This is a genomic window from Humidesulfovibrio idahonensis (assembly GCF_054657715.1).
The window spans coordinates 1,335,983-1,348,424 of record NZ_BAAHYE010000003.1 but is presented as its reverse complement, the minus strand read 5'-3'; the positions used below and the strand labels follow the sequence as shown (position 1 = coordinate 1,348,424).

The following is a 12,442-nucleotide window of genomic DNA, read 5'->3' as shown; positions in this document are numbered from 1 at the left end:
GTTACGAACCGGCGTTCGGCTTTGGGCAGCAGGCGGCCAAGAGGTCCAGGGCGGCGGCCTCCTCCAGCGGCTGCGAGAACAGGAAGCCCTGCCCGTATTCGCACTTGAGCTCGGCGAGGAACGCGCGCTGGCGCTCCGTCTCTATGCCTTCGGCCACCACGTCGAAGCCCAGGTTGTGGGCCAGGCTGACGATGGTGCGCACGATGATGAGGTTCTCGAAGGCGTCGAGGTCGGAGACGAAGCTGCGGTCGACCTTGAGGGTGTTGATGGGAAAGCGCCGCAGATAGGAAAGGGACGAATAACCGGTGCCGAAGTCGTCGATGCTGACCTTGACGCCCATTTCGCGCAGGCCGCGCAGCTTGTGCACCACGCTTTCCGGGTTCTGCATCACCAGGGTCTCGGTGATCTCCAGTTTGAGGCGCTGGGGGTCCAGGTGGTTGTCGTCCAGGGCGCGGGTGAGCTGGCGCACCAGGTCCGGCTGGGCGAACTGCTTGGCCGAGAGGTTGACGGCCATGGTGAAGTTGCCCGGCAGGTTGTAGGCCTTGGCCCAGGCCGCTGTTTTTTCGCAGCTTTCGGCAAGGGCCCATTGGCCGATGGGCACGATGAGCCCGGTCTGCTCCGCATGGGGGATGAAATCGCCGGGGGGAATGAGGCGGCCCTCCACCTGCCAGCGGATGAGCGCCTCGAACCCGGCCAGGGTGTTGTCGGCCAGGTTGAAGATGGGCTGGTAGTGCAGGCGGAACTGCTGGCGGTCCAGGGCGTGGTGCATGCTCTGGTTGACGTTCAGCGCGTACTGGGCGCGGGTGCGCATGGCCCACTTGAAGACCTTCACCTTGCCGCCGCCCAGGGCGCGCGCGTGCTCCATGGCTATGCCCGCGTCCTGCAAAAGTTCTTCGGGCTGGGCGTAGTCGGCCGGGCCAAGCACCACGCCCACGCTGGCGGTGAAGTGCAGGGCGTGGCCGTCCAGGTCCATGGGCCGCGCCAACTCTTCGCAAATGCGCCGGGCCACGCGCAGGGCCTCGCCCGGGGTTTTGAGCTCCTCCAGAATCAGGGCGAACTCGTCCGCGCCGCAGCGCGCCACGGTGTCCAGGCCGCGCGCCACGTTCTTTATCTTTTCGGCCACGGCGCGCAGGACTTTGTCTCCCGCCGCGTGGCCCAGGCTGCTGTTGATGGGCTTGAAGTTGTCCAGGTCGAGGAAGAGCACGGCGTAAAGATAGTTGAGCCGCCGCCGCGAGCGCTCCATGGACTGGTCCAGGCGGTCCATGAACAGGGCGCGGTTGGCCAGGCCGGTCAGCGGATCCTGGAAGGTGCGCTCCTGGATGGTCTCCTCGGCCTTTCTGCGCGCGGTGACGTCCTCGGCCACCAGGGCGAGCAGGCCGGGGCCCGGCACATAGGCCTGGATGCGCAGCCAGCGCTTGATGTCCGACAGATAGCTCTCGATGAGCCCGCTCTTGCCGGAGCGGACCACCTCTGCGGCGAAGTCGCGCAGGTAGCCCTCGGCGTTGGGCAGCACCTCGCCCAGGGCATGGTCCATCAGGGCCTCGCGCGGGCGGCCCAGAATCTGCTCCATGGCCGGGTTGACCTCCACGATGCGCGCATGGGGCAGGTCCATCCGCCCTTCGGCGTGGGCCAGCAGGGCAAAGCCGTTGAACATGGAGGTGAAGAGGCTCAGGTAGCGGGCGCGGCTGTCGGAAAGGGCGCGGCTTGAGGTGCGCAGCTCGTCCACGGTCTTGGCCAGCACCTCGCCCGCGCGCTGCACGGCCAAACGCTGGCGGTACATGTCCACAAAGACCTGCACCTTGTTGCGCAGTATCTCGTGCTCGAAGGGTTTGATGAGATAATCGACGGCGCCCGCCTCGTAGCCCTTGAAGACGTGGCGCTGTTCTTTGCTGATGGCGGTGATGAAGATGATGGGGATGTGCCGGGTGCGCTCGTCGGCGCGGAAACGCTCCGCCGTGGTGAAGCCGTCCAGGCCGGGCATCATGACGTCGAGCAGGATGAGGGCGAAGTCGTGTTTGGCCGCCAGTTTGAGGGCTTCGTAGCCGCTGCGCGCCGTGACGATGTTCACCCCCTCACGGCGCAAAAGCCCCGTGAGCAGCAGCAGGTTTACCTGCTCATCGTCCACCGCCAGGATGTCTATGACCTCCGGCGTGCATTCAGCTTTGCCCATTCTCGGCGTCTCCCGTTCCCCAAGCCATTTTGCGGCAAATCCAACGGCCGCACCGCCTACTCATTATTCGTAGCCGAACCCTGCGTGAATGTACAGAATCATTCGACGTCCGCTGGTTGCTTGCGTCTGTTTCTCCTTGTCTCACCTTTCCTCGTCGGCTATACTTATTTTTGCGCGAATAACTTCGTATATTATAATTCGGGAGGACTTTCGAACATGCCGCACGCCGCAACCGCTCAGGACCCGAAGGCGCCGCTGGGCAAGAAGGACATCGAGGGCGTGCTGGCGAGCGAAAGCATATCCGTTTTTTTTCAGCCTGTCGTCTCGGTCCGCGCCAAGGGCATTCTTGGCTTCGAGGCCTTCTCCCGCTCCATTAGCGAAGACGGCGCCCGCCTGGACGCCCACGACCTTTTCGGCCAGAGCTGGGACCCGGAAACACGGCTCAAGCTGTGCCGCCTGTGCCGCCGCAAGGCGCTGGAGGCCTTTCGGCCCATTTTCGAGCGCCACCAGCAAATGCTGCTGTTCCTGAACACCGACGGCGGCGCCCTTTCCGCCGCCACCAAGACCGGGCACCTGGACGCCATGAGCCAGGCCCTGGGCATTCCCCCAAAGCGCATCGTCATCGAGCTGGAGCGGCCGTATCTCACTTCGCCGCACGTGGCCCGCTTCATCGCCTATTACCGTGAGCGCGGCTTCGGCCTTTCCATAGACCTTTGCGGCGGCATGGGCGTGCCCGCGGAGGAGCTTTTCGCCTTCAAGCCCGACTTCATCAAGTTCGACCGCCCGCTGTTCACCGACGTTGACGGCCAGGAGTTCAAGCGCGACATGGTCCAGTCCCTGTGCCGCCTGGGCGAGCGCCTGGGCTGCGCGGTCATGGCCAAGAACGTGGAGTCCGAGGAGGAGGCCATCCGCCTGCTGGAATGGGGCATCAACCACCAGCAGGGCTTTTGCTACACCAAGGACAAGGACTCCGCCGAGACCGACCCCATCCGCGCCTTTCAGCAAAAGGTGGAGGACATCAACAGGCATTACCGCGAAAGGGCCCACGCCAACGTGGCGGAGCGCCGCAAGCGTTACGAGGACTTCCACAAGGTGCTGAAGAAAGTGGCCTACAAAATGGCCGACAGCCCGGCCATGGACTTTGCGCCCCTGTGCGAGCGCATGGTCGCCGCGGAGGAGAGCCTCGTGTGCGCGTATGTTCTGACGGACGACGGCGTGCAGATCACCCCGTTGTGCTTCAAGCGCACCCTGGTGGGCGACTCGCCGCTGCTCGGCGCGGAGCGCGGGCGCGGCACGGACCACGGCATCCGCGAAGACGTGCTGCACCTCAAGAGCGGCTTCGACAAGTACGTGCTGCCAGAGCGCATCTCCATCTACGCCAAGGTCAAGGTCAGCACCATCTCCGCCCGCTTCTACAACTCCGAGGGCTCGCCCTACATCCTCTGCCTGGAGTATCTTTGCGGGTAGGCCCCTTGTCTGCAGACGCGCCGGGCGAAGAGAAAGTTACCCGCCGCTCCGCACGGCGCGCCGCCGCATGGCGCACCGCCGCATGGCGCAACCTTCGCCAAACCCGTCCGCACGCCGCAACGCGCCAAGGGCCGGCCTGAAGCCCGCCCGCACCCCGACCGTGCGCGCCGCGCACCAACGGCACGGCCGAGCGGCGCATCCAGACGGCGCTGCATGAATGGGCCTGCGTCGTCGCCCCACGCGCAATGGAAAGAGCCAGCGAGTTGCCCCGCTGGCTCCATGAATACAGCTCTCGCCGGAATGATAAGACCCTACAAAGCAGAACACCTCTGGGCTGCATCACCGGCAAGGTGAACAGCGTCCTGCAACATCACAGCGAGCGCTCCCGTGGGATCCAGATGCGGAAGGTGGAGCCCAGGCCGGGCTCGCTCACCGCGCCGATGCGCCCGCCGTGCTGGTCCACCGCCTTCTTGGCGATGAACAGCCCCAGGCCCGTGCCGCGCGAGCCCTTGGTGGAGAAGAACACGCTGAACAGCCGGGCCAGGGTCTCGGGCTGCATGCCGACGCCGTTGTCCTCGATTTCGAAGAACACGCCGCTGGCGTCGGGCCTGGCGCGGAAGCTCACCACGTGCTCGGCCTTGGTCTTGTCCTCTTTGCAGGCGTCCATGGCGTTTTCCAGCACATTGACCATGGCGGCGGAGAGCACGACCTCGTCCACGGAGAAATTGCCCGCGTTCGGGTCGATCTCCACGCTGAAGACCACGCCGAGCTGCTCGGCCTTGGGCGCCACGGCCTCCGCCACCTGGAGGGCCAGGCTGGCCGCGGACATCTCGCGCAGTTGGAGCTCGCGCTTTTTGGCGTAGAACAAAATGTCGAGCACCATGCCCTTTATGCGCCCGATGAGCTCCGTGACCTTGGCCCAGCCGCTGTGCACCATGGCCTGGTCGCCGCTGCGTATGCCCGCGTTGACCTTGAACACGCCGCCGTCCAGCGCGGTGAGCAGCCCCTTGATGCCGTGGGACAGCGAGGCGATGAGCATGCCGAGGGAAGCCAGGTGGTCCTGCATGCGCGAAAGTTCGGTGATGTCCGTGGCCATCTCCATGACGCCTTCGATCTCGCCCGCGGCGTTCCGGATGGGCGCGGTCCACACCACGACGTTGACGGGCTCGCCGTTTTTGCCGCGCACGGTCAGCTCGGTCTGGTGCGACTGGCCGTCCTCAAAGGTCCGCAGGGTAGGGCAGCCGAAGCAGGGCCGCTCCGTGCCGCAGTATGCCTGGTAGCACAAGCCGCCGGTGGCCGAGCCGAACTCCTGGCGGAAGCGGCGGTTGGCGGCCTGGATGCGCAGCCCGCGGTCCTGCACGGTGATGAAGCAGGGCGCTTCGTCGAAGAGCTGCTGGTAGCGCTGGCGGGTGGTGTGCAGTTCGTCCTGCAGGCGCTGCACCTCGCCTGCCTCCACCAGAATCTCCAGCACCAGGTTCACCTGGCCGTTTGCGCTGTGGATGGGCGCGGTGTGCACGGTGACGGCGGAAAGGGTCTCCTCGGGTCCGAAGAGCCCCTCCCGGCTTTTTTGCCCCTGGCCGGTGCGCAGGGTGCGCGCCACCGGGCTGTCCAGCCCCTCGCCCGCGGCGCCCGCATAAATGGCGAAGCCCGGCTGGCCCACGCGGTCGCCCAGGCGCTCGCGGTAGAGCTGGTTCACGGAGAGCACGCGCTGGTCGCGGTCCTGAATGGACACGAGGCAGGGCAAGGCGTTGAACATGGCGAATTCGCCCGCAACCTCGCCCGCCAGTCCGCCCATGGCTTTTGTCAGGCCTTCCACGGCCTCCTGGGCGGCGCACTGGCGCTCCATCTCCACAAGCTTCTCGGCCTGTTCGTTCACCTGGAATTCCAGGTTCTCCATGTAGTTGCGCATGCGCTGGCGCAGCACGATCTTGTCTGTGGCGCGCTTGAGGGCAATCTCCAGTATCTCCGCGTTCACGGGTTTGGAGATGAAGTCGCAGGCGTCGAGCTTGAGGCCCTGCACGGCCATGTCCATGTCGCCGTGGCCGGTGACGAGGATGACCTCGGTCTCCGCGCTTTCGGCCTTGATGCGGCGCAGAAGCTCCAGCCCGTCCATGCCGGGCATGCGGATGTCGGTGAGGACGATGGGGGGCTTTTCGCGCTGAAAAACCGTCCAGGCGTCGTCGCCGCTCACGGCCTCGAGCACGGTGTAGCCCATGTCGGCCAGGGTGATGCCGACAACCTTGCGGATGCCGGGCTCGTCATCGACGAGCAGCAGGGTCTTGTCCTTCATTCCCACTCCTGGAGCGCGCCCCGTCCGGCGGACGCGGCGCATGCTCTCTGCGGGCAGAGCATACCTCGTTCCGCCCCGGAAGGGGAGGGGGGATTGAACCGCTCCGGCGGGCCGTTATGGCTTGCCGATGGCGTTTTCCACTATCGTCAGCACCTGGGCCGGGTCAAAGGGCTTGCTCACCGTGGCTATGGCCTTGCGGATGGCCAGATGGATGCCCGCCAAGCCGCTGATGACCACCACGGGCAGGTCCTTGAACTCCGGCTTTTGGCTGAACTTGCGGTAGAAACGCGGCCCCCATTCCTCGGGCATCTCCAGGTCAAGGGTCAAGAGGTCCGGGCGTTCGCGCTCCATCATCTCCAGCGCGCCCTCCCCGCCCTCGGCGGAACAGGTCTCGTAGCCGCGCTCCTTGAAGATGGACACAAGATATTCCACGATGTCCGGATCGTCGTCGACCACCATGATCTTCTTGGCCATGATTCGCCTCCTTGGGGGTTCCACATTGCTGGGCCGGGCGGACTTACCGCGCCGCGCCCTTTGTCAAAATTCGCTCCGCCTCGTCCAGCAGCAGCTTTGCCGTGGGCGGTTTCTCCACGTAGCCGTCCGGCCCGGCGACGCCGCCGTCCGGTCCGGCCTGCAGCAGCGCCAGGGAGTGCCGGAAGGTCTCGCCCTCGATGGCCGAGACCACCAGCACCTTGGTGGCGCGGAACTCCGGGTCCCGCCGCAGCCCTGTCAAAAAACGGATGCCGCCCTGATTCGGCATCATGAGATCCAGGCTCACGAGGTCGGGCTTGAACTGGCGCAGCTTTTCAAGCCCTTCCCCGCCGTCCCGCGCCATGGCCGTCTCATACCCGGCGGACTCGAACACCGCCTTGATGAACAGCCGCAGGTGCATCTCGTCATCCACCACAAGCACCCGGCCACGGGTTGCCGGGCTTTCGGCTCCCCCGGCCATGGCCGTTACTCGCCCGCGCGCGGCGCGCCGTAGGGGCTCACATCCACCTTATCAGGATGGTTCACGCTCAGTACAGGGCAAGCCGAGCGCAGCACAACCTGTTCGATGGTGCTGCCGAGCATGGCCTGCTCCGGGTCGATGTCCTTGGTGTGGTGCGCCATGACGATGAGGTCGGACTTGTTCTCACGCGCGTACTTGAGGACCTCGACATGCGGATTGCCCTCGCGCAGGGCGATGACGTAGTTGTCGAAGTCGCCCATGTTGGCCACGTACTTGTCCTGAACCTTCTTCTCCGCAAGCTTGAGCTGCTCTTCGATGTAGGCCTGGCCCGGCTCCTGTTCTCCGCCCAGGTCCACGCAGTGGAACACATGCAGGCGGCAGCCTATCTCCTTGGCCACGTTGCGTGCGAACTGGAACGCGTAGTCCGAGGGCTTGCTGAAGTCCGTGGCGACCACGATGTTGGCGAAGTACGACCAGCAGGTGACGCAGGGGCGGCTGACGATGAGCACCGGGCAGCGGGCGCTCTTGGCCACCTTCTGCATGGTGCTGCCCGCGATGAGGCGGTGGCGCATGGCGCCCACGTCCTCGGGCCGGGTGTGCGCGCCCATGACGATGAGGCTGGCGTCCTCCTTCCTGGCCTTGCGCAAAATCTCGGTGTGGGGCTCGCCCGTGGCGGTCTCGAACACGCAGGAGGGATGGTCCTTGGCGAGCTTCTCGTAGTACTGGGCCATTTCCTCCTTCACCAGGCTGACGAGGTTCTCGTCGACCGCGTCCTCCTCGCCGGTGCGCACGTCGCGGTAGGTGAGGCCGAAGCCGCGCGTGGGCAGGCCGAAGACATGGAACACATTGAGCCGCGAACGGTTCTTGCGCGAAAGCTCGAAGGCCACGCGCGCGGCGTCGTCACAAGTGGAAGAGGCCGAGGTGGCGAACAATATCTTCTCAAACATGGGGCTACCTCCTTAGTGCACACTCACGCGGTGTGCCGTGAAAAGCGAGCTGCCATAAGACACCCTCGAAAAACTCGAACAGATTGCACACGGTCTCGAACGTGAACTCCGCGATCCTGTCGCCGAAAACGACATGCTTGAGCGGCCCCAGCGCCAGCGGCGCATCCAAAAGCGCCTCCACCTGCCAGCTCTTGATCTCCAGATCGCCGCCGTCGGGCAGCACTCCCCGCAGCGTGTGGTAGATCTCCAGCCGGGCCGGGCCGGGGTGGCCGATCATCTCCACCACGCGCGAGAGCTCCAGGCGCTCCAGCCCCGGAGGAAGGCAACCGGCCTTCGGCCAGGCGTCGTACTGCGTGGCGAAGTCCTGGGCGAAGTCGTTGAGGCGGAAGAGCACGGGGTTCGCGCGCAGCATGCGCATGAAGCTCCGCAGGCAGTAGCCGGGTGCGAGGCTGACCCGCGCGCCCAGCGCCCGCAAGACGTCGTCGACGCGCGCGCCGTTCCGGTCAAGCAGACTGCCGTCTTCGTTTAGTATGACTTCGTCCATGTTACTCTACACCTCTGGAGTGGTTTCGACTGTAAAAGATGCGGATACGCTTTTAGTCTTATTTCATGCATGGATTTGCGTCAACACTACAGAGTTGAAACACGCAAAGTTTAAAATCATACTACAAAACTTTATTTTCATATGTGCCTGGTAGGATAATTATGAAGGTGCTACCCGCGTTTTCGTCGCTTGTTGCATGGATGCTCCCGCCATGGGCCTCCACGGTCTTTTTCGTGGTCATGAGGCCAAGGCCGCTGCCGCCCTCGCCCTTGGTGCTGAAGAACGCGGTGAACAGCTTGGGCCGCAGCGCCGCAGCAATGCCGGGGCCGTTGTCCTGCACGCTGTACGAAACGCCGCCGCCCGGCAGGGCCTCCACCAGCACGCGCACGCGGCCGCCCGGCTTGTCCGGCCCGTAGCCCGCGGCCGCGCAGGCGTCGATGGCGTTGCCCACGAGATTCATGAGGCAGCGGTGCAGGGCCTCCACGTCGAGCAGGGCCGTCGCGGGGTCGGCGGGCGCTTCCAGGCGCAGCTCCACCCCGGCCGCCCGGGCCTGAGGGGCCAGCAGTTCCACCACCTGCCGGGCCGGTTCCGCGGGATCGGCGGGCGCGGGCTTGAGCTCCTCCGGCTTGGCGAAACGCAGCATGTCGAGGGACAGGCTCTTGAGCTTCTGCACATTGGCCTCAAGCATCTCGAAGCCCTGCTCCAGGTAGGCTTCGCGGTCGCCCGCAAGCCCCTGGCGCAGCAAAAACAGGCTGCCCTCCAGTCCGCTGGCCATGTTCTTTATGGAATGCGACAGGCTGGCCACGGTTTGGCCCACGGCGGCCAGACGCTCCGCCGCCAGCAGCTCGCGGGTCTTCTGCTCCACCAAGAGCTCCAGGTGCTCGGTGTGCTCGCGGATGGCCCGGCGCATGGCCCGGCGCTCGCGCGCGCGGGCAAGGGCGATGTCCAGCGCGTCGTCGCGGATGGGCTTGGTGACGAAATCCGTGGCGTCGAGCTTGATGCCCTGGATGGCCAGGTCGATGTCGCCGTGGCCGGTGATGAGAATGACCTCGCAGTCCGGGTCCAGGGCCTTGAGAGCCCCAAGCAGCCCCAGGCCGTCCATGCCCGGCATCTTGATGTCCGTGAGCACCACGGGGGCCGGCTCCTGGCGGAACAGGGCCAGGGCCTCCTCGGCGTTGGCCGCCGTGCGCACGCGGTAGCCCCGGTCGGCCAGGGTGAGTCCCAGCACCCGCCGGATGCCGTCCTCGTCGTCGACCAGCAGCAGAGAGGGCGTCTCGCTCATGCCTCGGCGCCTCCTTCCCGCCGCAGCAGCGGCAGGGTGATGAGGAAACGCGTGCCCTCGCCGGGCGTGGACTCGGCGCGGATGGTGCCGCCGCAGTCCTGAATGATGCCGTAGCTGATGGAGAGGCCAAGGCCCGTGCCCTTGCCCACGCGCTTGGTGGTGAAGAAGGGCTCGAAGATCTTGTCCAGCACGCCCGGAGGGATGCCGCAGCCCGTATCGGCTATCTCCACGCACACCTTGCCGTTGGAAAGCCGCGTGGAGAGGTTGATGCGCTTCGGGGTCCTGCCCGCTTGGCCCGCTTCCTGGCCCGCCTGAACGCCGGCCCACTTGTCCTCTATGGCGTCGCGCGCGTTGATGAGCATGTTGATGAACACCTGCTCCAGCCTGCCCGCGTCGGCCATGACCAGGGGCAGGTCCGGGGCGATGTCCAGCACCACCTCTATCTCGCGCAGCTTGAGCTGCTGGCTGAAGATATCCAGGGAGCGCAGCAGAATCTCTCCCGCGTCCACGGGCTCAAGCTTCATCTCCGGCTTGCGGCCGAATTCACGCAGATGGTTGATGATCTTGCTGGCCCGGTCCACGTGGGCGTCTATCTCAAGGGTCAGCGTGGCCAAAATGTCCTTGGCCAGCTCCTCGCCGCGCTCGATCTTGCGCCGGATGAAGCTCGCCGCGGTCTTGATGACCGACAGGGGCTGGTTCAGCTCGTGGGCCATGCCCGTGGCCATTTCGCCCAGGGTGGCCATTTTGGAGGCCTGGATGAGCTGCTGTTCCGTCTCCAGGCGCTTGGTCATGTCGCTGGTGGTCACGAGCAGCACCTTCTGCCCGCTGAACTCCGAGGGCGACAGGCGCACGGTGACGAAGAGCCGGCGGCCGTCCTTGGCCAGGTTGATGACCCGGTCGTGCAGGCTCTTTTGCCGCAGCTTCAACTGATAGGCCTCGCGGTCCTCCTGCGGGAACAGCGTCAAAAAGCTCCGGCCCACGAGCTCCGCCTGCTCGAAGCCGTACACCGGCTGCACGGATTCGTTGCAGTCCAGAATGTTCAGGGTGGCGGCGTCGAGCACGAACACCGGGTTCGGGATGTTCTTGAAGATGGCGAGATACTTGCGCTCGCTGCGCTCCAGCTTGTCCTCCAGCTGCTTGCGGCTGGTGATGTCGAGACACATCTCCATGGCCGCCACCACTTCGCCCTCGGCGTTCTTGATGGGCGAGCTGGTGACCAGCCAGTGCCGCAGCGCGCCGGTGGCGTCCACGCCGGATTCCTCGCCCGTGAAGGAGCGGCCGGTCTCAAAGCTCTTTTCCACCGGGCAGTTGGGGCATTTGGAGCTGCGGCCCTTATAGGCGTGGAAGCATGTGTCGCCCGGCTTGGGCCGGAATTTGTCGCGGAACTCCTGATTGTAGCGCAAAAGCCGGAAGTTGCGGTCCTGCACGGTGATGATGCAGGGCACCAGCGAAAAGAGCGTCTGGTACTCGTCGCGCTGGCGGTTCAGCTCAATCTGCTTGTCGCTGATGCTTTTGCCCATGCGCTCGATGGTGTGCACCAGGGTGCCCATCTCGTCGGTCTGCTCAATGTCGATGCGGGTGCACTGGCCGCCCTCTGAAATGAGCTGCGCCCCGGTGATGAGCTTTCTGATGGGGCGGATGACATAGCGGCCCATGAAGATGAAGATGGCCAGCCCCATGCCGGAGAGCACGATGACTGTGAAGGCCACGCTGCGGCTTTGGAACGCCGCGATCTCCCGGTCCGTGGCCTCCAGGGAGATCACCACGTCGATGGCGCCCAGTACCTTTGTGTCTCTGGGGTGGAAGTGGCAGCCCTCGGAGCAGCCTTCCTCGTTGTGGATGGGGCTTATGATGCCCAGCTTGCGCTGGCCGTCGGCGTCGACGAAGATGCGCGTGCGGTTCGCCAGGGGCACGTCGGCCGGTGGCGGCGTGGCCTGATGGCACACGTAGCAGGCCCGGCTCTTGATGTCCGTGACGGTGTCCTTCTCCGCCGGGATGTTGGAGAACTTGATCTGCCCGGCCTTGTTGTACACGCGGATGGCCTGAATGTCTTTTTGCGACCCGATGTTGGTGATGATCTGGTTCAGGTCGTCGCGCGAGTTGATCATCATGGCGTAACGCGTGCCGAGCTTGATGGTGGTGCCCAGGCGGTCGGCCTCGGACACGACGTAGCTCATGAGCACGTCTTCCTGGTGGCTGATGGCGAAATAGGAGAGGGCGGCCACGCTGAGGGCCAGCGAAAGCCCCGCCGTGGCGATGAGCTTCAGGACCAGGCTTTTCTGGATGATGCTCCACGGGTTGCGCATGCCTTGTCCCTTGTGGATCTGTCCGACTTTGGCCGCCGGTTATTCTCCCGGCCGGAACCGCGCCCTGGCGAACGCGGCCCCGGCCGGGAATCAGAAGATCAACGCTTGTGGCACTGCCCGCAGGCCAGGGGGCCCTTGCCCTTGGCCCTGTGGCAGTCGATGCACTGCTTGTGGTAGGCGCGCGCAAGGCCGGTGCCCTTGCCCTCGGGCTTCACCTTGTGGCACTCGGCGCAGGGCGTGCCCTCGGTGGAGGCGCTCCTGTCGATCTTGCCGTTGGCGCCGCCGTGGTGGCAAACCACGCAGTCCGTCAGGCCCGCCTTTTCGTTGTGCTGGTCGTGGTTGAACTGCGCGGCCGGGCGCGTCAGCTTGCCGAAGGCCGGCGGAGCCAGGGTCTTCATGTCCTGCTGCGACAGGGCCGCCTGGGCGCAGGCCAGCACGAGCGCGAGCGTCAGCAGAAGCGGGAGTGTGCGTTTCATGGGTGGTT

General features: G+C 65.3%; 10 protein-coding genes. 1 reads left to right on the top strand and 9 read right to left on the bottom strand.

What is annotated here, in order from left to right:
* Position 1: 1 nt before the first annotated feature.
* Positions 2–2,170: an EAL domain-containing response regulator gene (locus tag ACYQ4W_RS12375; RefSeq protein ID WP_459857090.1), complete on the bottom strand. Its 2,169-nt coding sequence runs from the start codon at positions 2,168–2,170 to the stop codon at positions 2–4.
* Between the two features lie 216 nt (positions 2,171–2,386).
* On the opposite strand from ACYQ4W_RS12375, the gene ACYQ4W_RS12370 reads away from it, so the two are divergent.
* Positions 2,387–3,637, top strand: coding sequence for an EAL domain-containing protein (locus tag ACYQ4W_RS12370; RefSeq protein WP_459857088.1), 1,251 nt, complete (start codon positions 2,387–2,389; stop codon positions 3,635–3,637).
* 370 nt (positions 3,638–4,007) lie between these two features.
* Here ACYQ4W_RS12370 and ACYQ4W_RS12365 read toward each other — a convergent pair whose 3' ends face one another.
* The 8 genes from ACYQ4W_RS12365 to tmcA all read right to left on the bottom strand — a co-directional run bounded on the left by ACYQ4W_RS12365 (position 4,008) and on the right by tmcA (position 12,434).
* The gene (locus ACYQ4W_RS12365) at positions 4,008–5,927 is read right to left on the bottom strand and encodes a hybrid sensor histidine kinase/response regulator (RefSeq protein WP_459857086.1); all 1,920 of its coding nucleotides are present in this window, start codon (positions 5,925–5,927) and stop codon (positions 4,008–4,010) included.
* A 114-nt stretch (positions 5,928–6,041) separates the two neighbouring features.
* Positions 6,042–6,401 carry a DVU0259 family response regulator domain-containing protein gene (gene divK / locus ACYQ4W_RS12360; RefSeq protein WP_459857083.1) on the bottom strand — a complete coding sequence of 120 codons (360 nt, stop codon included), beginning with the start codon at positions 6,399–6,401 and terminating at the stop codon, positions 6,042–6,044.
* Positions 6,402–6,444: 43 nt separating this feature from the next.
* On the bottom strand, positions 6,445–6,879 hold the full coding sequence (locus ACYQ4W_RS12355; RefSeq protein ID WP_459857081.1) for a response regulator: 435 nt from the start codon (positions 6,877–6,879) through the stop codon (positions 6,445–6,447).
* A 5-nt stretch (positions 6,880–6,884) separates the two neighbouring features.
* Positions 6,885–7,826 carry a universal stress protein gene (locus ACYQ4W_RS12350; RefSeq protein WP_459857078.1) on the bottom strand — a complete coding sequence of 314 codons (942 nt, stop codon included), beginning with the start codon at positions 7,824–7,826 and terminating at the stop codon, positions 6,885–6,887.
* Positions 7,827–7,830: 4 nt separating this feature from the next.
* On the bottom strand, positions 7,831–8,370 hold the full coding sequence (locus ACYQ4W_RS12345; protein WP_459857076.1) for a hypothetical protein: 540 nt from the start codon (positions 8,368–8,370) through the stop codon (positions 7,831–7,833).
* A gap of 121 nt (positions 8,371–8,491) precedes the next feature.
* Entirely contained in the window at positions 8,492–9,652 is a 1,161-nt protein-coding gene (locus ACYQ4W_RS12340) for a sensor histidine kinase (RefSeq protein ID WP_459857074.1), read from the bottom strand.
* Positions 9,649–11,958, bottom strand: a complete 2,310-nt coding sequence (locus ACYQ4W_RS12335; RefSeq protein WP_459857072.1) for an ATP-binding protein — start codon at positions 11,956–11,958, stop codon at positions 9,649–9,651. Before ACYQ4W_RS12335 ends, ACYQ4W_RS12340 begins: the two co-directional genes overlap by 4 nt.
* Positions 11,959–12,056: 98 nt before the next feature.
* Positions 12,057–12,434, bottom strand: coding sequence for an acidic tetraheme cytochrome c3 TmcA (tmcA, locus tag ACYQ4W_RS12330; protein ID WP_459857070.1), 378 nt, complete (start codon positions 12,432–12,434; stop codon positions 12,057–12,059).
* Positions 12,435–12,442: the final 8 nt, after the last annotated feature.